Source organism: Rhodoferax sp. RT5P35, from assembly GCF_056521385.1.
In genome coordinates this window covers 107,097-130,065 of sequence record NZ_JBWMAX010000009.1, presented here as the reverse complement: position 1 = coordinate 130,065, position 22,969 = coordinate 107,097, and the positions used below count along the sequence as shown (strand labels likewise).

Sequence of the window (22,969 nt, the reverse complement as noted above, 5' to 3'; positions counted from 1 at the left end):
AGGTGGATTGAAAAGCAAAGGAAGGGGTTCTGCACTGCGCTGGTGTGCGGTGCCGATGGACAAATTCTAAGTCTTCTATAAGACTTTTCATACTCTTATGTCTTATATAAGATTTTAAATATAAATTAACAAAATCAACAGCTTACAACTAACTTTTTATGATGCGAAAATAGTTTTTGTAGTTTGGTAAAAATTATTGCAGTGCAGCAATGGCGAGTTTCGCAGTGCGGCTTCATGATTTCACATGGTGGGAATTAGACGGTACTGGCGGTAAACCGCTGTCAGCGCCCTCCTATACTTCCCAGATGGAATCCTGGATCGAACATTTGCTGACCCTGCTGGCCCTGCCGCAATTCGGCCTGAGCACCGTATTTATCGTCTCGTTCATCTCCGCCACGCTACTGCCGTTAGGCTCGGAGCCGGTGGTGTTTGGGCTGGTCAAGCTCAACCCCGAACTGTTCTGGCCCGCCATCCTGGTCGCCACCGTGGGCAACACACTGGGCGGTGCGGTGGACTGGTGGATGGGTTTCGGAGCACACAAGGTGGCGGATAAATACCAGCACTCATCCCACCACACCCGCGTGCTGGGTTGGTTGGAAAAGCTGGGGCCTAAGGCCTGTCTGCTGGCCTGGCTGCCTCTGGTGGGCGACCCGTTGTGCGCGGTGGCGGGCTGGCTCAGACTGCCGTTCTGGCCCTGCTTGGGCTATATGGCGATAGGCAAGTTTCTGCGCTATGTGGTGCTGACCGGATCGCTGGTGTGGGCGTTCCCAGCCCACTGGTTTTAGAAGCGCTCGTGCTCTGCCAGATAGCGCCACTGGCCGGGCGCTAAGGCCGTCATGGCGACACGGCCCACGCGGATGCGCTTGACGCTGCGGATCTGCAAGCCCGCGCTTTCACACAGATAGTCGATCTGGCCGGGGCGCTCGCCTTTGAGGGCAAAGCGCAGGCGGGTCTCGGTGTCGGTATTGCTGCTGATGCTGACCTTGGCAGCGGTCAAAATCTTCTCGTGGTACTGGACCGGATCGGCCAGCTTGCGCAGCATGCCGGGAGTGACATCACCCGCCACCTCGACCATCACTTCGTGCTCGATCAGGTCCGCATCTTCTTCCAGCTTGCGCACCACACGGCCATCCTGGGTGTAGACCACCAGGCCCGTGGCACGGCTGTCCATGGGCGTGGCCAGGCGCAACTGGGCAAAGTGTTTCTTGAGGGTGCGGATGCCGGAGCGGTCGTCCGGCGTGTGGTTCTCACGGGTCAGCAAGGTCAGCGCGGCTTGCGCCGTATTACGTTTAGGACCAGGACCTGCGTCCAACCCAGCCGTAAAGCCCACCGGCTTGTGCAGCACCAGCGTGACGGTGGGAGACACCAGCAGGCTGGCATCGGAGTCTACGGTGATCTTTTGCGCGCCGACGCGGAACATCGGCTCGTCCACCACCTGCCCGTCCACCCGCACCCAGCCGCCTTCGATGTACTTCTCCGCCTCGCTACGGGAGCAGGCCAGCTGTTCAGCGAGACGTTTGGCAAGGCGAACCGGTTCGGTCATGGGGGGGCAATACAGTGGAGAAAATAAAATGCTACATTTTTCATAGCATATAGCGCAGTTGGGATATGCGCTAGTGGCCTAAAAAGCTTGAAAAGCGTTAGGATGAGAAAAGGAAGTTCATCACGTCGCCATCTTTAACGACATATTCCTTACCTTCCGCGCGCATCTTGCCTGCGTCTTTCGCGCCCTGCTCGCCCTTGAAGGCGATGAAGTCGTCGAACGCGATGGTCTGGGCGCGGATGTAGCCCTTCTCAAAGTCGGTGTGGATCACGCCGGCTGCTTGCGGGCCGGTGTCGCCGACGTGGATGGTCCAGGCGCGCACTTCCTTCACACCAGCGGTGAAGTAGGTTTGCAGGCCCAGCAAAGTGTAGGCGGCGCGAATCAAACGGTTTAGGCCGGGCTCGGTCTGGCCCAGCTCCTCCAGGAACATGGCGCGGTCCTCGTCTTCCATCTCGGCCATTTCGGCTTCCATCTTGGCGCTGATGGCCACCACGGGTGCGTTCTGCGCGGCGGCGTAGGCCTTCAGGCGGTCCAGCATGGGGTTGTTCTCAAACCCATCTTCGGCCACGTTGGCCACAAACATGGCGGGCTTGGCAGTGATCAGGAAGAATTGCTTCAGCAGCGGCAGCTCGTCCTTGCTGAAGTCCAGCGTGCGCACCGGCTTGGCTTCGTTCAAGGCCGACTGGCACTTCTCCAGAATCGCCACCAGCTTGATGGATTCCTTATCGCCCGAGCGGGCCAGCTTGGTCACGCGGTGCAGGGCTTTTTCCACGGCCGACAGGTCGGCCAGACAGAGCTCGGTCTGGATCACTTCGATGTCGGAGATCGGATCGACCTTGCCCGCCACGTGGATCACGTTGTCGTCTTCAAAGCAGCGCACCACATTGATGGTGGCATCGGTTTCGCGGATGTGCGCCAAAAACTTGTTGCCCAGGCCTTCGCCCGTGCTGGCCCCGGCCACCAGGCCGGCGATGTCCACAAACTCGACCACTGCGGGCACCATGCGCTCGGGTTTGACGATATCCGCCAGCTGCGCCATGCGCGCATCGGGCACCTCAACGATGCCGACATTGGGCTCGATGGTACAAAAGGGGTAGTTTTCCGCAGCGATACCGGCCTTGGTCAAGGCGTTAAACAGGGTCGACTTACCGACATTGGGCAAGCCCACAATGCCACATTTCATGGGGAATCCTTCAGGAGCCGAATCTTTGCGCCGGTAAAAACACCACGGCGCAGAGAAGATAAGAGGGAGAACAGGCCCGCTGCGCGGTGGCAGGGGGCTGTATGAAGCCCGCCATTGTAATGACCGCCCCCGCAGCCCTTGACCATGCCGCGCTAGCCATCACTCAAATTTGTAGTCAGCACTGGCGCTTTGCCCCACGCGCAGTTCACTGTCCACCCCACCCAGCACGATGGCGTTCATGCCAAAGGCCACGGCGCCACCCACCACGGCAGTCTGGCGGTAGGTTTGCAGCATGTCGCCTACGGTGGGCGTGCTGAGGGCGGTGAGAGGGTCGATGTTGGGAATCGGGCAGCGCGGGCAGGGTTTGACCAGCGCCAAGCGGGCTTCGCCTTGGGCGGTGGTAACCAGCAACTCGTCCAGGAGGTCTTCGTCGTGGGCTTCGATACCTGCCAGCACGATGTTGGGACGAAAGCGCTCCATGGCGACCGGGGCTTCCCCGGCGGCTGCCAGACGTTGGTTCAGACCCATCAGCGAGGCTTCGCTGATGACCAGCACCGCAAAACCGTCCGAGAACTGGTTCAAACCCTGGTCATCGCCCGTCCACTGCGCGCTGGACAAGCGGCGGTGGTCGGGGTTGAAGCGCACCAGGCGCAGCGGGCGGCCCAGGAAGTCGCTGAACCACTGCGCAGCCAAGTCGCCCATGTCAAAGGCGGGCACGGTGTCCCTCCACACGGTAGCCTGCACGGCGTGCTCTACTTTATCTAGCTGCACGTGCAGGTCCAGCATGCCTGGAGCCCGCAAAACCATCTCAAAGGTTTTCAACTGGGGCTGGATGAGAGCCATGTGCGGCAGCTCGCGCTGGGTGACGAACTGGCCCTGCGCGTCCACCACCATCCAGGCGCGGTCGAACTCCAGACCTGTCTCGGTCAACGTCGCGTGGTCCAGAGCCACCCCGGCGCAGGATTTGACGGGGTAGACGAACAGACGGGTGATGGTGGCGCTCACGTCCATAGGGCGATTCCTCGGGCAAATTTGCGCATTGTGCCCGGCTCCTACAATCCCGGAATGGCCCAACCTTTTGACATTTGTATCCGTGGCGCTGGCATTGTCGGCCGCACTTTGGCGTTGTTGCTGGCGCGCGACCGGCTGCGCGTGGCCCTGGTCGCCGACCCGGCCCACCCCCACCCTGCCGACGACGTGCGCGCCTACGCGCTCAACACGGCATCGCGCACGCTGCTCGAATCATTGCGCTGCTGGCCCGATGCGCAGCACGCCACGGCGGTGCGGCAGATGAATGTGTGGGGCGACAAGGGCGGCGAGGTGACGTTCACCGCCAGCCAACAGGGTGCGCATGCGCTGGCATGGATCGTGGACGTACCCGCACTGGAAGCCCGCCTGGGCGATGCCGTGCGCTACCAGCCGATGATCGAGGTGGTGGATGCCCCGGTCAACGCCGCCCTGACCGTGGTCTGCGAAGGCAAGGCCAGCGCTACCCGGGCCGAGCTAGGTGTGGATTTCGACAGCATGCCCTACCACCAGCAAGCCGTTGCCACCCGGCTGGTGTGCCAAAAACCACACGACCAAACCGCGCGGCAGTGGTTTGCCAACGGCGAGATCCTGGCTTTTTTGCCCTTGCAGGGTGAGACCGGGAACTCTGTGGCCGTGGTGTGGTCTGTGCAAGAGGACCGTACTGCCGCGCTGCTGGCCTTGTCGCCAGAAGATTTCTGCCTGGCCTTGCAAGAGGCAAGCCAGGGCGCGTTGGGCAATCTGACCTTGGACGGCCCACGGGCGGCCTGGCCTTTGTACAAGGCGCAGGCCAGCCGCTGGATCGGCCGCAAGGACCAACGCGCCTGGGTATTGGCAGGCGATGCGGCGCATACCGTGCACCCGCTGGCGGGCCAGGGGCTGAACCTGGGCCTGGGCGATGCGGCCACGCTGGCGCAGGTGCTGCAAGGCCGCGACTACTGGCGTAGCGTGGGCGATGCACGCCTGCTGCGCCAATACGAGCGAGCGCGCAAGACGGCGCTGCTGGCGGTGGGCGGGGCGACGGACGGTTTGCAGCAGTTGTTTGCGCGCAATGATGCGACCACGCAGGGGCTGCGCAACTGGGGCATGCAGGGGTTTGAGCGCAGCGGCTGGGTCAAAACCTGGGTCGCTCGGCAGGCTATGGGACTAGAAACAATTGGGAATTGACATGACGTTTTTGAAATGTGCGGTGGCCACGGCCATCGCTATTGCATGCCTGGGCGCACAGGCCGATGAAGCCTCACTACGGAAGAACCTGGCCGAACGCATTCCGCAAATGCCCAAAATCGAAGAAGTCAATAAAAGTGCCATGCCAGGCCTGTTTGAGCTGACCTTGGGCGGCGGCGATGTCATGTACACCGATTCCGAGGGCAACTTCCTGATCCAGGGCAACCTGATCGACACCAGGGCTCGCCGCAATCTCACCGAAGAGCGGATCAACAAACTCAGCGCGGTGGACTTCGACAGCCTGCCCAGCAAAGACGCTTTCACCATCGTGCGCGGCAACGGCAAACGCAAGATTGCGGTGTTTGAAGACCCCAACTGCGGCTACTGCAAGCGCTTCGAGAAGGATTTGCAGAAAGTGGACAACGTGACCGTGTCGCTGTACCTGTACCCCATTTTGAGCGCCGACTCCACCGACAAGGCCCGCAACATCTGGTGCGCCAAAGACAAGGCCAAGGCCTGGAACGACTGGATGCTGCGCAGCCAGACACCTCCCCAGGCTGCAGCCAACTGCGATGCCCCCGCGCTGGCACGCAACGTTGAGTTCGGCAAGAAATACCGCATCACCGGCACGCCCACGCTGCTGTTTGCCGACGGTTCGCGCATCCCCGGTGCCGTGCCGTCAGAGCAGGTCGAAGCGCAACTGGCGAAAATCAAATAAACCGGCGGCAAATGGCGTGAAAATCGCGCCTATGCAAAACATGTCTGTGGAAACCTTGGTGCGCCGCCTGTCTTACCTGGGTCTGGTGCCTTTCGTGCTGTTGGCCGCACTGGTGTGGATGGTGGCGGACGACCTGCACCCGTTTGTGGCCATCGCACTGGTCAGCTATGCAGGGGTCATCACCGCGTTTCTGGGCGGCATCCACTGGGGCATTGCACTGCGCGCCGATACGCTGAATGCACCGCATGGGCGGTGGCACCTCGTCTGGGGCGTGGTGCCTTCACTGGTCGCCTGGGTGGCGGTGGTGATGCCCGCCTACGCGGGACTGCCGCTGCTGGGCTTGCTGCTGGTGGCCTGCTGTGTGGTGGACTTCAAGACATGGCCCCGCGCCGGGCTGGCGGCCTGGCTGCCGATGCGCCTGCACATCACCATCGTGGCGGTGCTGTGCTGCGTGCTGGGCGCCGCAGGCACCTGACCCCAGTGGGGTATTCTTGGCGCCATGCCACATTCCACTGAGACCGCTTCTGTCCATGGCCCCGTCCATTACCGCGTGGAGGTTGCCAATCTCCTCGCCCACCTTTTCCGCGTCACGCTAACCATCGCCCAGCCCGCCGCCTTGCAGCGGGTGTCGCTGCCGGTGTGGATTCCGGGCAGCTACCTGGTCCGCGAATTCTCCAAAAACCTGCAGCACCTGCAGGCCCGCCAGGGCAAGCGGGCCCTGCCCTTGCAGCAGCTGGATAAAAACACCTGGGAAGTTGCAGCACAGCCGGGCAAACCGCTGGTGCTGGTGTGCGAGATCTACGCCAATGACGCGTCGGTGCGCACCGCCTGGCTGGACGCTACACGCGGCTTCTTCAACGGCAGCAGCCTGTTTTTGCGGGTGCACGGGCAGGAAGATGCGGCACACGGGCTGGAGCTGGTGGCCGCACCGGCCATCGCGCACTGGTCGGTCGCCACCGGCCTGACCGCCACCAAGGTGGACACGGCGGGCTTCGGCCAGTACCAGGCCGCCAGCTACGACGAGCTGGTGGACTGTCCGGTGGAGCTGGGCACGTTCTGGAGCGGCGAGTTCAAGGCCTGCGGTGTGCCGCACCGCTTTGTGGTGGCAGGCGCGCCCCCCTCGTTCGACGGTGCACGGCTGCTGGCCGACACCAAGGCGATTTGCGAAACCGAGATCCGCTTCTGGCACAGCGCCGATGGCAACGGCAAACGCCTTAGCAAACCGCCGCACAAGAATTACGTATTCATGCTCAACGCGGTGGACGACGGCTATGGCGGGCTGGAGCATTGCAACTCCACCGTGCTGGTCTGCAACCGCCGCGACCTGCCGCGCACCCCGGATGCCGAGGCCAAAAAGCCATCTATTCCAGTCAAGCGCAGCGAGGGTTACACCACACTGCTGGGCCTGATCAGCCACGAATACTTCCATACCTGGAACGTCAAGCGCCTGCGCCCAGCCGAGTTTGCGCGCTACGCGTATGACGCGGAGCAATACACACCGCTGCTGTGGTTTTTTGAAGGCTTCACCAGCTATTACGATGACCTGCTGTTGCGCCGCGCCGGGCTGCTGGACAACGCCCACTACCTCAAGCTGCTGAACAAAACCATCAACCAGGTGCAGCAAACGCCGGGGCGCTTTGTGCAGTCTGTCGCGCAGGCCAGCATGGACGCATGGGTGAAGTACTACCGGCAGGACGAAAACACCCCCAATGCCACGGTCAGCTACTACACCAAAGGCGCACTGGTGGCCCTGTGCTTCGACCTGACGCTGCGCGGCCAGGGCCAGACCACGCTGGACGAGGTGATGCGCGCCCTGTGGCAGCGTTGCCAGGCCGGGCCGATGCGCGAGGCCGACTTTGCCGAGGTGCTGGCCGAACTGGCCGGGCGCAGCTTCGAGGCCGAAATCCAGGCCTGGGTGCACGGCACGGCCGACTTGCCGCTGAAAGACCTGTTGGCAGGCCACGGCGTGGCGGTGCATGAAGACCCGGCCCAATTGGCCCAGCGCCTGGGCCTGCGCGTGGGTGAGGCCCAAGGCGTGCAAATCAAGGTCGTGCTACGCGGCGGCGCGGCCGAACAGGCGGGCATGGCCGCAGGCGACGAATGGCTGGGCGTGGAAACCACCGAGGGCGGCTGGCGCATGGCCAAGCTGGACGATGTGCTGTTGTATGCAGGCCCAGCCCGCCAGGTTACCGCCTTGGTGGCCCGCGACAAACGCCTGCTGCGCCTGCCGCTGACCTTGCCCACGGTGGCCAGCACCACCACCTGGCGGCTGGCTATCGAGAACCCGCGCGCCGTCATGGCCTGGCTGGAACCCGGCAAAACCTGATTTATACAAAAAGTGCCTCCAGCGCAGGTATCACTTGCGCAAGTAGCTATTATTTTAATAGCAAATAGATTTCTAGCAGGACAAGGACATTACATGGATTACCAGGCAATTACCGTGGCGACCGAAGCGGGCAAGGTGGGCATCATCACCCTGAACCGCCCCAAGCAGCTCAATGCACTGAACGACCAACTGATGGACGAACTGGGCCACGCGCTCAAGGCGCTTGATGCCGACCCTGCGATTGGCTGCATGGTCATCACCGGCAGCGAGAAAGCCTTTGCGGCGGGCGCGGACATCGCCACCATGGCCGCCTACGACTTTGCCGAGACCTTCAAGACCGACTTCGTGACCCGCAACTGGGAAACCCTGCGCAGTGTGCGCAAGCCGGTGATTGCAGCCGTGGCAGGCTTTGCGCTAGGCGGCGGCTGCGAGCTGGCCATGGCCTGCGACTTCATCATTGCCGCCGACAACGCCAAGTTTGGCCAACCCGAAATCAAGTTGGGCGTGATTCCCGGCGCGGGCGGCACCCAGCGCCTGCCGCGCGCCGTGGGCAAGTCCAAAGCCATGGACATGGCGCTTACCGGCCGCATGATGGACGCCACCGAGGCCGAGCGCTCAGGCCTGGTCAGCCGCGTGGTGCCACTGGACCAGCTGATGACCGAGGTGCTGGGTGCCGCCCTAATGATTTGCGACTACGGCCAACTGGCCGTGATGGCGACCAAGGAATCGGTCAACCGCGCCTTCGAGAGCAGCCTCAGCGAAGGCATGCTGTTCGAGCGCCGCCTGTTCCACGCCATGTTCTCCACAGCAGACAAGCGCGAGGGCATGGATGCATTTCTAAACAAACGCAAGGCGGTTTTCACGCACCGTTAAAACGAAGGCGAAATCCGGCATATAATCTTGCTCTTCGGTGATATAGCTCAGTTGGTTAGAGCGCAGCATTCATAATGCTGATGTCGGTGGTTCAAATCCACCTATCACCACCAAAATAACAAAAACCCGCAGAGCCAACGTTCTGCGGGTTTTTTCATTTTTTAGCGCCAAACCCGCTTCATTACCCCATGAAATCGCACTTCTTTCGCACTGCACTGGTCCTGGGTTTGCTGTCCGCGATTGGTCCGTTCGCCATCGACATGTACCTGCCCGCCCTGCCCTCGATTGGCCAGACTTTGGGTGCCTCCATGGCGGCGGTGCAGCTCAGCCTGATGGCCTTTTTTGTGTCCATGGGCATTGGACAAATCATCTACGGGCCGGTATCCGACATGTTCGGCCGCAAGGCTCCGCTGTACTTTGGCCTGCTGCTGTTTGCAGCGGGCAGCATAGGCTGCGCGCTGGCCCCCGACGTGCACACCCTGGTAATGCTGCGCTTCATCCAGGGCCTGGGTGCCTGCGCGGGCATGGTGATTCCACGCGCTATCGTGCGCGACCTGCACACCGGCCATGATGCCGCTCGGCTGATGTCGCTGCTGATGCTGGTGTTCAGCGTATCGCCCATCCTGGCACCGCTGGCGGGCAGCTTTTTGATCGAGTGGTTTGGCTGGCGCAGCGTGTTCTGGGCCGTCACGGTGGCTGCAGCCCTGGGGCTGGCCCTGCTAGCCACCAGCCTGCCCGAAACCCGCCCTGCAGCGGAGCGGGCCCACAGCAGCGTGGGCAGCGCCCTGGCGGGCTACGGCAAGCTAATGCGCGACCGGCACTACCTGGGGCTGGTGCTGATCGGGGCCTTTGGCATGGCCAGCTTTTTTGCCTACCTGGCCAATTCGTCCTTCATCATGATCGACCACTACGGGCTCACACCGCGCCAGTACAGCATTACCTTTTCGGTCAACGCCGCAGCCTTCATCGGCGTGTCGCAGTTCACCGGCAAGCTGAGCCAGCGCTTTGGACTGGTCAAGGTGGTGAACATCGCCGTGGCCGGATTCGCCGCAGTCATGGCGCTGCTGCTGCTGGTGAACCTGGGCGGCGTGGACCGGCTGGACGTGTTGATCGGCCTGCTATTTATCGGCTTTGGCTTCTTGGGCCTGGTAGTACCCACCACCGCCGTACTGGCGCTGGAAGAGCACGGCGAGATCGCCGGTACCGCCTCGGCCCTGATGGGCACCATCCAGTTTGTGGTGGGCGCGCTGGTCATGGCCGTGGTGGGGCTGTTTGTGGACGGCAGCGCCCGCCCTATGGTGCTGGGGATTGCCGGATCGGCGATTGCCGCCTTTGTGTTTGCGCGCTTCACGCTGGGCGGCACCCGCTCGGTGCCCGCCGTTTAGGCGAGCAAACGGGCTTCAGCTTGGCCGTATTTCAGCGTCGCCTCCTGGCCATTGAATTGGCCGGTGTGTTCATCGCGGCCCTGCAGCAAAAAGCGCGCGTTCGGTTGGCCTAGCGTGGCCACGGCCTGCTGGCTGTTGGTCCCGATCTGGCCGGTGTGCAGGCGGTTGATGACCACGCCCAGCCGGGTGTCGGCAAAGTCTTTCATCATCCACGCATCGCCATCGCTGTCGCCGCACACCAGGGCCGGGCCGTAGCCTTTGTTGGCCAAAAAGTGCTTTTCAATGCCGATAGTTTTGCCTGGGCCCCAATTGAAGTGCCAGTCTGCGCGGTACACGTTGGTGTATTTGCCGTCCTGGATCTCCAGCTTCAGGCCCAGCACGTTCTCGGGCGGCACGCCGTAGCCGTAGCCGGGGTGGCTGGCAAATACACGCACCACATCGTCCATGGACGCGGTAGACACGTGCACGTCAAAGCCATGGGCGCGCAACGCGGCCATCAACGCCACCATGTCGGCATCCACCCGCATGCCGTAAAAGTGCACCGGGGCCACCCGGCCCGCCCGGCCCGGCAGCTCAGCACTGCTATGGATGGGCGCTTGCACCAGGGCCTCGCCCAGGTTCTGGGCCACGCAGGCGGCCACCATGGCCTGGAACTCGGCCGGGGTGAAGTTTTTGTAGAAATAAATGATCCACTTGTAGCCCACTTCCATGGGGTAGGTGTCGCACAGCGCACCGTACAAAAAGTAGAACTTGGCGCGGAAGTTTTTGAACGGCTCGGTCTGGCGGATTTCGGCCAGCGGCTGGGTACCACCCAATGCGTCGCAACGGGCGTACAGCCAGGTGTAAGCCTCGTCGATGTCGGTGGCCAGATCGTGCATGGACACGGGTTGGCCGTCCAAGTTGGTGTAGTCGGCACGGAACACGCCCTCGGGCACGCCCTGGCGCAGCACCTCGGAAAACTCGGTCGGGGTCAGCTTGAACTGCAGGTTTTCCGCCTGGTACAGCAACAAGGCCTCTTCGGTGTCGTTCATGATGCAGGTATTGTCCCAGTCGAACACCGCATAGGGCTTGCGCGCCGGGTCATAGCCGGGGCTGTGCTGGCCCAGGGTGTCCAGCAGATATTGCAGGGCGCGGCGATTGGCGGGCGACCACCCCGGTGTCAATGCAGATGCCATGGCTCAGACCGTCTCTTCCAGTACCAACAGGTTGTCGAACGAAAAACCCAGGGTCACGTTTTCGCCGCGTTGCGGCAAGGCGCGGTGCGGGTCGTTGAACACGTCGAGCGACAACACAAAAGTGTCCATGCGCACACGGATGCGCACCACCGCTCCCAAAAAGTTCACGTCTTCCACCATGGCCTGCAGGGCGTTGCGGCCCGGCACAGGCGGCTCCAGGGTGATGGCTTCGGGCCGGATAGCCAACGCCCGGGTTTGCCCCGCCACGGCACCCGGCATCTTGGTGGCAGTGACCAAAGGCTGCCCAGCGACCGAAATCTGGCCCGAGGCCGGGTCTACCACCGTACCCGACAGCAGGTTCAGCGTGCCCACAAACGAGGCCACGAAGCGGGTGCGCGGGAAGTTATAGACCTCGCTGGACGTGCCGATCTGCTCGACCCGGCCTTCGCTCAGCACCACGATGCGGTCGGAGATGGACAGCGCCTCTTCCTGGTCATGGGTCACGAACACCGAGGTGATGCCCAACTCGCGCTGCACGGCGCGGATTTCTTCGCGCAGCGAGACGCGGATTTTCGCGTCCAGCGCCGACAGCGGTTCATCCAGCAGCAGCACCTGTGGCTTGCCTGCCAGCGCCCGGGCCAAAGCCACCCGCTGCTGCTGGCCGCCCGACAGCTGCCAAGGGTAGCGCGCACCCAGGGCAGCCAGGCCGATGAGCTTGAGCATCTCGGTCACGCGCACGTGGATTTGCTCTTGCGGCATTTTGGCGACTTTGAGCCCAAAGCCGATGTTTTCGGCCACCGTCATATTGGGGAATAGCGCGTACGACTGAAACACCATGCCGATGTTGCGCTGGCTGGTGGGCGTGTGGGTGACATCCTTGCCGTCGAACTTGATGCTGCCGCCAGACGGGTCTTCAAATCCGGCCAGCATGCGCAGGATGGTGGTCTTGCCGCAGCCGGAAGGGCCGAGGAAGGTGATGAACTCGCCCTTGGCGATATCCATCGTGAAGTCGTGCACAGCCGTTTGCGTGCCAAAGGTTTTTTTCAGATGGGAGATTTCGAGGAAAGCCATGTGCAGTTTTTTTCTGAAAATTATTGTTTGACGGCGTTCTTGGCATTACGCCCGAATACCTGGATCAGGCCCATGGAAGCCCAGGTGATCATGAAAGCCATCACCGCCAGCGCGGACGGCTCGTACGCCTTGTTGGCACCCACCAGCTGCAGGTAGGGGCCAAACGCCGGGCGGCTCAGCAGGCTGGCCATGGTGAATTCACCAATCACCACCGCAAAGGTCAGGAAGGCCCCCGACAAAATGGCCGAGCGCAGGTTCGGAAAGATCACCTTGAACAAAATGGTGAAGGTGCCCGCGCCCAGCACCTCGGCAGCCTCGGTCAGGGTGCGCACGTCGATGGTCCGCAGGCCGGTGTCGATGGAGCGGTACATGTAGGGCAGCGACAAGGTCACGTAGCTGCACACCAGCAAAAAGTCAGTCGCACGCTCGTTGCCGGTCAGCGGAATCCACGAGTTGCTACCAAAGATGCGCAGGTAACCAAACACAATAACGATGGCCGGAATCACCAACGGCAGCAAGGTGATGAATTCCACCAATGGCCGCAGCTTGGGCAGGCGCAACTGCACCCAGTAGGCCGTGGGCACCACCAGCAGCACACCCACCACGATGGTGATGACGGCCATCATGATCGAATAGCCAAACGTGGCCTGGAACAGCGGGTCGCCAAACACCACCCGGTAGGCCTCAAAGCTGTACTCGCCGCGCAGCATGCGCATGCTGAACTCGAAGGTGGCGATGAGAGGAATCAAAAAATAGCTGGCTCCGATGCCAATGGCAATCCAGGCACCCAACCTAGACGGTGACTGAGAGGACTGAGGAGAAGAACTCATGTGCGCCCCTTTTCTGATTTGCTGCGCAGCCAGATGTAGCCTGCGTTGGAAACACCCGTAATCACCACCATGCCCAGGGCCAGCGCATAGCCCAGGTTGGGGTTGTGCAGCACGTCGCCACGGATCTGCGCATACAGCAGGATGGGCACGATATTGAGCGAGCTGCCGGTCAACGCGTAGGCCGTAGCGACCGCCCCAAAGGCATTGGCAAACAGCAGCAGCATCGCACCCATGATGCTGGGCCACAGCACCGGCAGGGCGATGTAGCGCCAGTAGTGGTAGGCCGAGCCGCCCAGGCAGTCGCAAGCTTCGCGCCATTCGCGCTTGAGGCCTTCCAGCGCGGGCGAGACGATCAACACCATCAGCGGAATTTGAAAATACAGGTAGGTCAGCGTCAGCCCGGTGAAGCTGAGGATGCTGAAGCCGGTGGAGTACAGATCGAACCCCAGGTACTTGCGCATCAGCGCCGTGACCAGACCCACCCGGCCTAAAGTGGCCAGAAAAGCGAAAGCCAGGGGTACGCCCGCAAAGTTGGAGGCCACGCCCGAAAACGTCATCAAAGTAGGCTTGATCCACCCTGGCAGCTTGCCTTGCACTGCCGCCCAGGCCAAAAGAAATCCAATGATGCCGCCGCCTAGAGCCGACGCAGCACTGATGCGAAAGCTAATCCAGTAGGCCTGGACGACACTGTCGGTCCCCAGGCCAATGATGTTGACAAAGGTGAAATGCCCGGCTTCGTCCTGAAACGCCCCGACCATCAGGTATGCGGTGGGCAAGATCAAAAACATCGCAGCAAACAGCAGAAATGGCAACACGCCAAGCCAGTGCAAATTGGCGGATTTCACCGGGGCCAACCCCGCCCCGGAATTCAAAGTAGGTGCCACGTGGTGCTACGCCTTTGTGCAAACGGTCCTGAAAACAATACTGGCATGGCCCGTAAGAACCATGCCAGCGAGGTAACAGGCTCACCCCCAGGCTACAGTGCTGCGCACTTTCCGCCAACCCCCTTGCAGGGGGCAACACCAGCAGCCTGGCAAAGCCAGTTCTGCGGTGTTTCTGGAGGGCGTGCGTCCGACTTAGCCACACGAAGTGGGCAAGCCTGGGGGTGAGCCAAATTACTTGGCTACATCCGCACCAACGACACCCCACTGCTTGGTGATGATGTCTTTGGAGGCGTTTTGGTCTTCCAGGGTGGGGAACACGGCCTTGGCGTAACCGGCTGCAGGGGGCAGCTTGTCGAGCATCGCTTTGGGCAGCTTGTTCTTGGCGACCAGGTCGGTGAAACGGATGGGGTGGCAGTAGCCGTCCAGCCAGCCAATCTGGCCTTCGTCCGAGTACAAGAACTCCATCCACAGCTTGGCCGCGTTCGGGTGCGGTGCGTAGGCGCTGATAGCCTGCACGTACACACCTGCAACCACACCGGTCTTGGGCACGACAACGGCGACCTTGGGGTTGCCCTTGAGTGCGTCACGGTCGGCCAGAGCGTTGTAATCCCAGCGGATGATGATGGGCGTGGTGCCCTGGGCAAGAGACGCGGCCTTGCCGGTCACGGGCACAAAGTTGCCGGCCTTGTTCATGTCGGCAAAGAACTTCAAACCGGCAGCGCTGGCAGAAGCAGCATCTTTGCCGCCCATGGCCACACCTGCGGCGTACACGCCCTGGATGGCCTGGTTGGCCGAGCGGGGGTCACCCGCCAGGGCCACGGAATTCTTGTAGTCGGACTTGAGCAGGTCGCTCCAATCGGCAGGCACTTTGCTGATCAGATCGGTATTGACTTCAAATGCCAGTACGCCGTAATAGTCGCCGTACCAGTAGCCTTGTGCATCCTTGGTCGAATCAGGAATGGTGGCCCAGTTGGCCACCTTGTAGGGCTGCAGCAAACCTGCGGCCTTGGCCTGGGGGCCGAAGGACAGGCCCACGTCAATCACGTCGGGCGCTTGCGGGCCTTTGTTGTCTTTGTTGGCCTTGATGGCTTCCAGCTCGTCACCGGAGCCCGCGTCGGGGTTCAGTTCGTTGACCTTGATGCCGTATTTGGCCTTGAAGGCATCAATCAATTTGCCGTAGCCACACCATGAGCGGGCCAGGGCGATGACGGTCAGCTCGCCCTCGGCCTTGGCAGCTGCCACCAGTTGGGCCGACTGGGCCGAAGCGCTTTGCGCGCCACCCAAAGCGGCAGAGACAGCTGCAACGACCGCAAGAACTTTGAACATTTGACGAGGCATATCACTTCCTTTTGGTAATCCGATGAAGACACTTTTGACACATGAAAGATCAGGGGCCTACAAACTACCCCAGCACGGCGAAACAGCCATTGGTTCGGGCAAGATCGCTTGCAAATACCCAGCCTGGACTGGTAGTGTGGGAACAGAAAAAATGCTCTATTTCCCCCGATTGCATACTACTGCCAGCCTTGTGCTAGCGCAATCGTAGTGGCGGTTTATGACTACTTTGCGACTATTTTGTGACAGGCCTTACTTCAAGCAATTTGCAGGCCATTCCGACAACTGCATGGCCGCAAGAGGGAACGCTACACAAAACCGAGTGCCACCATCCACAGTGCAAAATGGCACGCTAAATCCGGGCATGTAAAGTTTAAAAAATCTTTGCAAGCCACTCTCCAAATACCCTCATAAACAACCGCCCAGACACCCGATGCGTGACACCCTACTTGGTTTTAGTTGGTACCAAATCATGCTGTGGGGCTGCGTTTTCTTCTGCGCGCTGTATGTGGGTACGGCAGCCATCAACTTGGCCATCGTCCGCAAGCTTATGCCGCGATGGGGGCATGGCGGCAGGCTGGATCCGCGCCCGCCCAGCCCCGGCCAAACCTCGCGCGAGCGGGCTCAGTCGGCCCTCGCGGTGCTGCTGTTTGGCATCGGTAGTGTGGTGCCCTGGGGCTTTTTGCAACTCGGCTGGGCCAGGCTGGCCACCAGCGCCAACGGCTGGCAGATCGCATTGGAGATTGGCCTTCTGGTGGTCTGGAACGAGATGCACTTCTACGCCAACCATTGGCTGCTGCACCGGCACTGGCTGCGCCAGTTTCACGTGGTGCACCACCGTTCGGTGGTGGTCACGCCTTGGTCCAGCTACTGCTTCCATCCGGTGGAGGCGATGATGCTGGGCAATGTGATTCTGTTGCCTATGCTGGTGCACGACTTCAGCGTTTGGTCGCTGCTGGCGGTGCCGGTGTTCAGCATTGTTTTCAACAACATCGGCCACTCCAATTTCGACTTTTTGCCCGATGCCGACCGCGACCGCTGGTGGCTCAACGGAGCCCGCCGCCACCACCTGCACCACGCCTGCTACCAGGGCAATTTTGGCTTCATGTTTCCGTTCATGGACCGGCTGTGCGGCACTGCCTTGCCGCCGGATGCGGCCCAGGGCCTTTTTGCCCGCCACTACGCCAAACCGCATGTTGCGCCACCCGCGTGACGGGCAGTCGCTGCTGTACATGCTGGCCCTGCCTGCCCTGGTGGCCTGGCAATGGCGTTACGGATTTGCGTGGCCGCTGTACGTGATGGAGTTGTTTTTGACCCTGGGCATCGGCGTGGTGCACCACAACCATGCCCACCTGAAGATGTGGCGCAGCCGCTGGCTTAACCGCGCGACCGAGATGGCTCTGACGCTGCTGCAAGGCCATCCCGGTTTTGTGTTTTACGCCACCCACAACGCCACCCACAACGCCAACCACCACCGCTACCGCCACGGCCCGCAAGATGCTGCGCGAACCTACCGGTTTGGCGGCGACCACAACCACCTGGCAGGCTACCTGCTGCACCCTTTTCTGGCCACCTGGACGCTGTACCCGCTGTTTGGGCGCTGGCTGCTGCGGCTGCGGCGGCGCGCGCCGGGTGCGTTTCGCTACTGCCTATTGCAGTACCTGCTTGTAGCTGGCCTATGGCTGGGATTGGCGCTGCTGGACTGGCAGAAATGGCTGTTGCTGGTGCTGCTGCCGCAACTGCACGGCCTGCACTGGCTGCTGGCCACCAACTATTTGCAGCACGCGCATGCCGACGGCCATTCCACAACCGATTTCGCCCGCAACTTCGAGGGGGCGCTGAACCCACTGCTGTTCAATATCGGCCTGCACACCGCCCACCATCGCCACGGCCGCGCGCACTGGTCTACCCTGCCAATGTTGCACGCGCGGTACCGCCACCAGATCCACCCCCGTTTAAATTGCGGCGGACTGCTGCTGTATATGTTCACCACCTTTTTTCTAGGCCCGCTGCTACCGCGCTACCAAAGCCAGCCGCTCATGCGCCCCACCGAGACTTCTTGACACATGCCCACCCGTTTTGACCGCGTCTACATTGAATCAGCAGGCTACTTTTTACCCGGCGACCCCATTGGCAACAACGCGATGGACGCCTACATCGCCCCGCTGAACCGCATCTCTGGCCGCATCAAATCCCGCATCCTGGCCGAGAACGGTATCCAGTTGCGCTACTACGCCATCGACACCGAAGGCCGCACCACCATCTCCCACGCCCAGATGGCCGCCGCCGCCGCCCGCGACTGCCTGGGTCGCGCCGGAGAAGATATCGCTGCAGTGTCGTTACTTAGCGTGGGCTCGTCGGGTGGCGACGCGCTGATGCCTGGCTTTGCCAACATGGTGCAGGGCGAGATGGGCGCGCCGCCGATGGGCACGCTGTCCAGCCAGGGTGTGTGCGCAGCCGGGGTCACGGCCATTCTGCACGCCGCCCAGGGCATCGAGCTGGGCGCACACCAGAAAGCGCTGGCCGTGGCGGCGGAAATGCCCTCGCGCATGTTCAAGCGTAGCCGCTTTGGCCCGCGTGGCTACCAAAGCGACTTTGATGCGCATTTTCTGCGCTGGATGCTGTCGGACGGCGCGGGTGCGCTGCTATTGGGCAACAGCACCCTGGGCCTGCACACGCCCACGGGACGCGCCAGGGTGCGCCTCAAACTGAATTGGGTGCACCAGCAAAGCTTTGCGGGCGATTACCCGGTGTGCATGCAGCTGGGCTTGAGTGAAGACCGCAGCACCTCCTTTCTCGACTACACCAGCGCCAGCGAGGCTGAGGCCGCCGGGGCCTTGTCGCTGCGCCAGGACATCCGCCTGCTGCCGCACTTGTTCGACGTGTGCATCCACGAGTACGTGAAGCTGGTAGACGCGGGCTGGGTGCAATCCAGCGACATCGACCATTTTCTGTGCCACTACTCGTCTGAAAAATTTATTCCGGTCGTGGCCGACCTGCTGGCCAAGGCCGGGCTGGCGATTCCGCCCGAGCGCTGGTACAACAACCTGCGCACGCGTGGCAACACCGGCGCTGCGTCGATCTTCATCATGCTGGCCGAATTCATCGACACCCACACCTTGAAGCCGGGCGAAAAGATCCTCTGCTTCATCCCCGAATCGGGCCGCATCAGCGCCGCCTACATGCTGCTGGAGGTGGAGGCGGCCGATGCGCCTGTCAGCCCTTCAACGCCGGCACCAGTGGTTGAAACGGCCCCTACCATCGCCGCCCCGCACGACCCGCAGCAGGCCCCGCCCACGCTGCAAACGCTGCTCACCGCCCTGGCCAGCATCTGGCACGGCTACCGCTCGGAGGTGTGGCGCAGCCCGGTCATCCACAAGCTGGTGGCCGGTCAGTTTGGCGTGGCCGACTACCAAAACTGGACGGCGCAGTGGGTGCCCCAGGTGCGCCAGGGTAGCCAGTGGATGCACAAGGCCGTAGCCGCGCTCACTGGCCCTTTTGCCGAGCTGGGCGCGCTGATAGAAACCCACGCCAGCGACGAGCAAGACGACTTTCACATCCTCTACAGCGACTACCTGGCCGCGGGCGGCACCCAGCCGCTGGATGACCTGCACCGCAACCCCGGTGGCGAGGCACTCAACAGCTACCTGCACGCCCTGGCCGCCACGGAAAATCCGCTGGGCTTGCTGGGTGCCATCTATATCATCGAGGGCACGGGCCAGCGCATCGTGCCCGCCCTGTTGCCGCTGCTGCGCCAACAGGTGAAGCTGCCACCCAGCGCGTTTCGCTTCCTGGAATACCATGGCGCAAACGACACCCACCATCTGGCCCGCTGGCTCACGGCGGTAGAAATCACCCTGGCACTGGACCCGCGCGCGGCCGATGCCATCCTGCAAACCGCCCGCCACACAGCCCAGCTGTACCGGATGCAGTTTGAACACATTGTTGAACGATGAAACGCCTGCCCGACCTGCTAGCCCGCGACCACGATCCAGCAGACCCCAGCCCCTGGCTGGCGCTGTACCTGGACCAAAGCACGCCCCTGCCCGACCATGTGAAACAGGCTTGGCTAGAGGATTCGAGCTCGGCATCGCGGCAGTTTTTGCTGCCTTTCGTGCGGCCCCTGGCGCGTACCTGCATCGTGCTGATCCAGGTGGTCAAAGCCTTCATGCCCAAGGGCTGGGCAGCATCCAAGCTATTGCACCAGCTGCTGGCAGAAGGGCTGAAGCGCCTGGTTTCGCCCGAAGCCAACTGGCTGGTGATGCGGCACTTCCACATGGGCGGGCAGATTCTGGAATTCATCGCCAAAAACGCCCCCACGCCCGTCGCCACCAATCCGCTGCAACCGCTGACGCTGGATGACCTGAAGGACGAGACCTTCCTCAAGCACGACCTGAACCTGTTCAACTTTGTGATCCGCCTGAACCAGACCCTGCGCGATGCCGGGCAGCGCCTGCAGTTTGTCGAAAAGCCCGACTTCAGCATGGTGCAGGAGCCGCCACTGACCGTGGAGCAGTTCCCCCATGGCCGCTGGAACAAGGTGGACCTGCAAACCGCCATCGAGTGCTTCACGCCCATCTACCAGCTGTTTTTGACCGACAACGACTTCTGGCGCGCCGCCAATTCGCTGCAGCTGGACGAAACCATCGGAATCTACACCGCCACCATCCTGAATGCACCGCAACACCTGATCCTGCTCAACAACAAGCACCCGCTGGTGCCGCTGAGCACCCTGCGCGCCGGGCACCGCCTGGTAGTGCACGGCCTGTCCACCGAAATGCTGCATGCGCTGTTGATGGAACTGAAGGCGGCGCAGGCCACCGCGGGCGCATAGCCCTGCACGGTAAAATCCGCCCTCACCCAGCCTCTGGATGTCCACCACGAACCGCTGTATGCCACCACTTGCCACCCCCAGATTTGCTATATTTAATATAGCTACTAGCGTATGTTTAGTATGCGCTAGCGCCACTTTTTCTTTAAATTTACAGGCCCAGGAGCGCAGCTTCCCGGCTACGGCGCTGCGCGGCACTTTAGAGGTCACCGTGCCGCCGCAGGTGCTGCTGGATGGCAAGACCGACCAGCTCTCGCCCGGGGCGCGCATCCACGGCAGCAACAACATGCTGCTGCTGTCGGGCAGCCTGGTCGGCCAGTCGGCGCTGGCTGTGAACTACACCCGAGAGATGGGCGGCGCGATGTCCGAAGTGTGGGTACTGACCGAGGCCGAAGCAGCAGTCAAACGTCCGACCGCTGCCAAACCCTGGCGCTTCTTTGGCCTTTTCGATTGAGCGCCAGCGGCCTGGCCCGCTGCGCTGTCCTGCACTGAGAGTTTGTCCCATGTCTAAAAAAGTCTTTATCAAAACCTTCGGCTGCCAGATGAACGAGTACGACTCGGGCAAGATGGTCGATGTGTTGCACGCCGCCCAGGGCTACGAGGCCACGCTGAATGTGGACGAGGCCGACCTGATTCTGTTCAACACCTGCTCGGTGCGCGAGAAAGCGCAAGAAAAAGTGTTCAGCGACCTGGGCCGCATCAAGCACCTGAAGAAAAAAGGCGTGCAGATCGGCGTGGGCGGCTGCGTGGCCAGCCAGGAGGGTGACGCCATCATCAAACGCGCGCCCTATGTGGACGTGGTGTTTGGCCCGCAAACCCTGCACCGCCTGCCCGAGCTGCTGAACCAGCGCCTGCTGCAAAGCCGCCCGCAGGTGGACATCAGCTTCCCCGAGATCGAGAAGTTCGACCACCTGCCCCCCGCCCGGGTCGAGGGCGCGTCGGCCTTCGTCAGCATCATGGAAGGCTGCTCCAAATACTGTAGCTACTGCGTGGTGCCCTACACGCGTGGCGAAGAAGTTTCACGGCCTTTTGAGGACGTGCTGGTGGAAGTGGCTGGGCTGGCCGACCAGGGCGTGAAAGAGGTCACCCTGCTGGGCCAGAACGTGAATGCCTACCGCGGTGTGATGGGTGACACCACCGAGATTGCCGACTTCGCCCTGCTGCTGGAATACGTGTCCGACATCCCCGGCATCGAGCGCATCCGCTACACCACCAGCCACCCGAACGAATTTACCCCGCGTTTGATCGCCGCCTACGCCACCCTGCCCAAACTGGTGAGCCACCTTCACCTACCGGTACAGCACGGCAGCGACCGCATCCTGATGGCCATGAAACGCGGCTACACCGCCATGGAATACAAGAGCACCGTGCGCAAGCTGCGCGCCATCCGCCCCGACATGGCCATGAGCAGCGACTTCATCGTCGGTTTCCCCGGCGAAACGGAAGACGACTTCCAGAAAATGATGAAGCTGATCCATGACGTGGGCTACGACAACAGCTTCAGCTTCATCTTCAGCCCCCGCCCCGGCACCCCCGCCGCCAACCTGGCCGACGACACGCCACATGCGGTGAAGCTGGCGCGCCTGCAGCACCTGCAAGCCGTGCTGAACGACAGCGTGCGCAGCATTGCCGCCCGCCGCGTCGGCACGGTGCAACGCATTCTGGTCGAAGGCCCTAGCAAACGCCCCAGCGCCGAAGGCCTGGAGCTGATGGGCCGCACCGAATGCAACCGGGTGGTCAACTTCCAGGGCCAGCCGCGCCAGATCGGCCAGATGGTCGATGTGACCATCACCGAAGCCATGTCGTTCTCGCTGCGCGGCGAGGTGGTCGTGCAGGAAACCGTTTAACTGTCGAGTTCCGACCGCGCCAGGTCGGCATCCAGGTGCTCCATAGCATCCACCGGGGCAGCTGTGGCGGCCTGTTCGTACAGGCGGGTGGCCTCAGCCAGGCGCTGCTGGCCATCCAGCATCAGCAGGGCATTGGCGTATTCGACCATGGCGATAGCGGCACCAGGCGTGAGATTCAAGGCCTCTTGCAAGAGCTTTAGGCCCACGTCTTTGCGCACGCCATAGGTCATGCTGCCAATCAGCGCGCCCACTTTGTCGATCACCTCAGCATGGAACGCGCCTAGGGCGATGTGGGCCCCGGCATGCTTGGGTTCCAGGCGGATGGTGCGCTCCAGCGACTCTTTAACCTTGCCCCCCAGGCCCTGCGCCAGCGCCTTGGCCACGCTGATGCCCTGGCTGTAACGGCTTAGCGCGTAGGCGTGCCAGTACCAGGCGTTGGCATTTTGCGGCTCTTCCTGGGCCTGGGCCTCGGCGCGGGCGGCCACCTCCAGAAACAGATCCAGTCGCAGGCGTTCAAAAGGCTCTAAATAGGTGGCGTAGATGCAGGTGGCCTTGTTGGCCAAGGTCAGCCCGGCACCGCCCAGAGCAAGTCCGGCGACGGTGGCTTTCTGGAACTCGCCGTTGTGGAACATCGCCCAAGCTTCGAGCAAGGGCGCATCGGCGGGCAAAGGTTCGGAGTCGCCCCGGTGCAGGCGCGCCCAGCCCAGCGCGGTGCTGGCGGCATCAAACGCATAGGTCCCGGGATGGGGGAAAGCGGTCCATAGGGACATGGTGG

The 22,969-nt window shown here is 62.0% G+C and carries 22 protein-coding genes and 1 tRNA gene; 14 read left to right on the top strand and 9 right to left on the bottom strand.

Annotation, left to right across the window (positions count from 1 at the left end; translation table 11 throughout):
- Positions 1-305 precede the first annotated feature (305 nt).
- Positions 306-785: a YqaA family protein gene (locus tag AC097L_RS15690; protein WP_479587472.1), complete on the top strand. Its 480-nt coding sequence runs from the start codon at positions 306-308 to the stop codon at positions 783-785.
- On the opposite strand, the gene AC097L_RS15685 is transcribed toward AC097L_RS15690, so the two are convergent.
- The 3 genes from AC097L_RS15685 to AC097L_RS15675 form a co-directional block, all read right to left on the bottom strand.
- Positions 782-1,543: an RNA pseudouridine synthase gene (locus AC097L_RS15685; protein WP_479587471.1), complete on the bottom strand. Its 762-nt coding sequence runs from the start codon at positions 1,541-1,543 to the stop codon at positions 782-784. The genes AC097L_RS15690 and AC097L_RS15685 overlap by 4 nt on opposite strands.
- Before the next feature lie 97 nt (positions 1,544-1,640).
- Positions 1,641-2,726 (bottom strand): redox-regulated ATPase YchF, encoded by a 1,086-nt coding sequence (ychF, locus tag AC097L_RS15680; RefSeq protein ID WP_479587470.1) that lies wholly within the window; start codon positions 2,724-2,726, stop codon positions 1,641-1,643.
- 159 nt (positions 2,727-2,885) lie between these two features.
- A complete protein-coding gene (locus AC097L_RS15675) occupies positions 2,886-3,737 on the bottom strand; it encodes an MOSC domain-containing protein (protein WP_479587469.1) in 852 nt (283 codons plus the stop codon).
- A gap of 54 nt (positions 3,738-3,791) precedes the next feature.
- Here AC097L_RS15675 and AC097L_RS15670 point away from each other — a divergent pair, with 54 nt between their 5' ends.
- The 7 genes from AC097L_RS15670 (at position 3,792) to AC097L_RS15640 (ending at position 10,221) form a co-directional block, all read left to right on the top strand.
- Positions 3,792-4,919, top strand: coding sequence for an FAD-dependent monooxygenase (locus AC097L_RS15670; protein WP_479587468.1), 1,128 nt, complete (start codon positions 3,792-3,794; stop codon positions 4,917-4,919).
- A gap of 1 nt (position 4,920) precedes the next feature.
- The gene (locus AC097L_RS15665; protein ID WP_479587467.1) at positions 4,921-5,637 is read left to right on the top strand and encodes a DsbC family protein; all 717 of its coding nucleotides are present in this window, start codon (positions 4,921-4,923) and stop codon (positions 5,635-5,637) included.
- Positions 5,638-5,668: 31 nt separating this feature from the next.
- Positions 5,669-6,112, top strand: coding sequence for a DUF3429 domain-containing protein (locus tag AC097L_RS15660; protein ID WP_479587466.1), 444 nt, complete (start codon positions 5,669-5,671; stop codon positions 6,110-6,112).
- A 24-nt stretch (positions 6,113-6,136) separates the two neighbouring features.
- Positions 6,137-7,963: a M61 family metallopeptidase gene (locus tag AC097L_RS15655; RefSeq protein ID WP_479587465.1), complete on the top strand. Its 1,827-nt coding sequence runs from the start codon at positions 6,137-6,139 to the stop codon at positions 7,961-7,963.
- A gap of 93 nt (positions 7,964-8,056) precedes the next feature.
- Positions 8,057-8,836, top strand: a complete 780-nt coding sequence (locus tag AC097L_RS15650; RefSeq protein ID WP_479587464.1) for an enoyl-CoA hydratase — start codon at positions 8,057-8,059, stop codon at positions 8,834-8,836.
- Positions 8,837-8,872: 36 nt separating this feature from the next.
- Positions 8,873-8,949 (top strand) — tRNA-Met (locus tag AC097L_RS15645).
- 75 nt (positions 8,950-9,024) lie between these two features.
- On the top strand, positions 9,025-10,221 hold the full coding sequence (locus tag AC097L_RS15640) for a multidrug effflux MFS transporter (protein ID WP_479587463.1): 1,197 nt from the start codon (positions 9,025-9,027) through the stop codon (positions 10,219-10,221).
- Here the strand turns inward: AC097L_RS15640 and AC097L_RS15635 are convergent.
- The 5 genes from AC097L_RS15635 to AC097L_RS15615 form a co-directional block, all read right to left on the bottom strand.
- Positions 10,218-11,396 carry a haloacid dehalogenase-like hydrolase gene (locus tag AC097L_RS15635; RefSeq protein WP_479587462.1) on the bottom strand — a complete coding sequence of 393 codons (1,179 nt, stop codon included), beginning with the start codon at positions 11,394-11,396 and terminating at the stop codon, positions 10,218-10,220. The genes AC097L_RS15640 and AC097L_RS15635 overlap by 4 nt on opposite strands.
- 3 nt (positions 11,397-11,399) lie before the next feature.
- Entirely contained in the window at positions 11,400-12,467 is a 1,068-nt protein-coding gene (locus tag AC097L_RS15630) for an ABC transporter ATP-binding protein (protein ID WP_479587461.1), read from the bottom strand.
- Between the two features lie 20 nt (positions 12,468-12,487).
- A complete protein-coding gene (locus AC097L_RS15625; RefSeq protein ID WP_479587460.1) occupies positions 12,488-13,297 on the bottom strand; it encodes an ABC transporter permease in 810 nt (269 codons plus the stop codon).
- On the bottom strand, positions 13,294-14,181 hold the full coding sequence (locus AC097L_RS15620) for an ABC transporter permease (protein ID WP_479587459.1): 888 nt from the start codon (positions 14,179-14,181) through the stop codon (positions 13,294-13,296). Before AC097L_RS15620 ends, AC097L_RS15625 begins: the two co-directional genes overlap by 4 nt.
- A gap of 231 nt (positions 14,182-14,412) precedes the next feature.
- Positions 14,413-15,519 carry an ABC transporter substrate-binding protein gene (locus AC097L_RS15615; protein ID WP_479587458.1) on the bottom strand — a complete coding sequence of 369 codons (1,107 nt, stop codon included), beginning with the start codon at positions 15,517-15,519 and terminating at the stop codon, positions 14,413-14,415.
- Between the two features lie 430 nt (positions 15,520-15,949).
- On the opposite strand from AC097L_RS15615, the gene AC097L_RS15610 reads away from it, so the two are divergent.
- The 6 genes from AC097L_RS15610 to miaB are packed head-to-tail and all read left to right on the top strand — an operon-like array spanning position 15,950 to position 22,194.
- Positions 15,950-16,729 (top strand): sterol desaturase family protein, encoded by a 780-nt coding sequence (locus AC097L_RS15610; RefSeq protein ID WP_479587457.1) that lies wholly within the window; start codon positions 15,950-15,952, stop codon positions 16,727-16,729.
- The gene (locus AC097L_RS15605; protein WP_479587456.1) at positions 16,710-17,579 is read left to right on the top strand and encodes a fatty acid desaturase; all 870 of its coding nucleotides are present in this window, start codon (positions 16,710-16,712) and stop codon (positions 17,577-17,579) included. The genes AC097L_RS15610 and AC097L_RS15605 overlap by 20 nt, the downstream gene beginning before the upstream one ends.
- Before the next feature lie 3 nt (positions 17,580-17,582).
- The gene (locus AC097L_RS15600) at positions 17,583-19,472 is read left to right on the top strand and encodes an iron-containing redox enzyme family protein (RefSeq protein WP_479587455.1); all 1,890 of its coding nucleotides are present in this window, start codon (positions 17,583-17,585) and stop codon (positions 19,470-19,472) included.
- A complete protein-coding gene (locus tag AC097L_RS15595) occupies positions 19,469-20,350 on the top strand; it encodes a DUF6999 family protein (RefSeq protein WP_479587454.1) in 882 nt (293 codons plus the stop codon). Before AC097L_RS15600 ends, AC097L_RS15595 begins: the two co-directional genes overlap by 4 nt.
- 58 nt (positions 20,351-20,408) lie before the next feature.
- Positions 20,409-20,801, top strand: a complete 393-nt coding sequence (locus AC097L_RS15590) for a hypothetical protein (RefSeq protein ID WP_479587453.1) — start codon at positions 20,409-20,411, stop codon at positions 20,799-20,801.
- 49 nt (positions 20,802-20,850) lie between these two features.
- Complete coding sequence (gene miaB, locus AC097L_RS15585; protein ID WP_479587452.1) at positions 20,851-22,194, top strand: tRNA (N6-isopentenyl adenosine(37)-C2)-methylthiotransferase MiaB; 1,344 nt, start codon at positions 20,851-20,853, stop codon at positions 22,192-22,194.
- On the opposite strand, the gene AC097L_RS15580 is transcribed toward miaB, so the two are convergent.
- Entirely contained in the window at positions 22,191-22,964 is a 774-nt protein-coding gene (locus AC097L_RS15580) for a hypothetical protein (protein WP_479587451.1), read from the bottom strand. The genes miaB and AC097L_RS15580 overlap by 4 nt on opposite strands.
- Positions 22,965-22,969 lie beyond the last annotated feature (5 nt).

What these genes read in the sequence shown, in the direction of transcription:
- AC097L_RS15590 (WP_479587453.1), top strand. Translation starts at nt 20,409, where the DNA reads ATGCCACCACTTGCCACCCCCAGATTTGCTATATTTAATATAGCTACT.
- AC097L_RS15615 (WP_479587458.1), bottom strand. Translation starts at nt 15,519, where the DNA reads ATGCCTCGTCAAATGTTCAAAGTTCTTGCGGTCGTTGCAGCTGTCTCT.
- AC097L_RS15610 (WP_479587457.1), top strand. Translation starts at nt 15,950, where the DNA reads ATGCGTGACACCCTACTTGGTTTTAGTTGGTACCAAATCATGCTGTGG.
- AC097L_RS15595 (WP_479587454.1), top strand. Translation starts at nt 19,469, where the DNA reads ATGAAACGCCTGCCCGACCTGCTAGCCCGCGACCACGATCCAGCAGAC.
- ychF (WP_479587470.1), bottom strand. Translation starts at nt 2,726, where the DNA reads ATGAAATGTGGCATTGTGGGCTTGCCCAATGTCGGTAAGTCGACCCTG.
- AC097L_RS15690 (WP_479587472.1), top strand. Translation starts at nt 306, where the DNA reads ATGGAATCCTGGATCGAACATTTGCTGACCCTGCTGGCCCTGCCGCAA.
- AC097L_RS15665 (WP_479587467.1), top strand. Translation starts at nt 4,921, where the DNA reads ATGACGTTTTTGAAATGTGCGGTGGCCACGGCCATCGCTATTGCATGC.
- AC097L_RS15685 (WP_479587471.1), bottom strand. Translation starts at nt 1,543, where the DNA reads ATGACCGAACCGGTTCGCCTTGCCAAACGTCTCGCTGAACAGCTGGCC.
- AC097L_RS15580 (WP_479587451.1), bottom strand. Translation starts at nt 22,964, where the DNA reads ATGTCCCTATGGACCGCTTTCCCCCATCCCGGGACCTATGCGTTTGAT.
- AC097L_RS15605 (WP_479587456.1), top strand. Translation starts at nt 16,710, where the DNA reads ATGTTGCGCCACCCGCGTGACGGGCAGTCGCTGCTGTACATGCTGGCC.
- miaB (WP_479587452.1), top strand. Translation starts at nt 20,851, where the DNA reads ATGTCTAAAAAAGTCTTTATCAAAACCTTCGGCTGCCAGATGAACGAG.
- AC097L_RS15660 (WP_479587466.1), top strand. Translation starts at nt 5,669, where the DNA reads ATGCAAAACATGTCTGTGGAAACCTTGGTGCGCCGCCTGTCTTACCTG.
- AC097L_RS15650 (WP_479587464.1), top strand. Translation starts at nt 8,057, where the DNA reads ATGGATTACCAGGCAATTACCGTGGCGACCGAAGCGGGCAAGGTGGGC.
- AC097L_RS15625 (WP_479587460.1), bottom strand. Translation starts at nt 13,297, where the DNA reads ATGAGTTCTTCTCCTCAGTCCTCTCAGTCACCGTCTAGGTTGGGTGCC.
- AC097L_RS15600 (WP_479587455.1), top strand. Translation starts at nt 17,583, where the DNA reads ATGCCCACCCGTTTTGACCGCGTCTACATTGAATCAGCAGGCTACTTT.
- AC097L_RS15640 (WP_479587463.1), top strand. Translation starts at nt 9,025, where the DNA reads ATGAAATCGCACTTCTTTCGCACTGCACTGGTCCTGGGTTTGCTGTCC.
- AC097L_RS15630 (WP_479587461.1), bottom strand. Translation starts at nt 12,467, where the DNA reads ATGGCTTTCCTCGAAATCTCCCATCTGAAAAAAACCTTTGGCACGCAA.
- AC097L_RS15655 (WP_479587465.1), top strand. Translation starts at nt 6,137, where the DNA reads ATGCCACATTCCACTGAGACCGCTTCTGTCCATGGCCCCGTCCATTAC.
- AC097L_RS15670 (WP_479587468.1), top strand. Translation starts at nt 3,792, where the DNA reads ATGGCCCAACCTTTTGACATTTGTATCCGTGGCGCTGGCATTGTCGGC.
- AC097L_RS15635 (WP_479587462.1), bottom strand. Translation starts at nt 11,396, where the DNA reads ATGGCATCTGCATTGACACCGGGGTGGTCGCCCGCCAATCGCCGCGCC.
- AC097L_RS15675 (WP_479587469.1), bottom strand. Translation starts at nt 3,737, where the DNA reads ATGGACGTGAGCGCCACCATCACCCGTCTGTTCGTCTACCCCGTCAAA.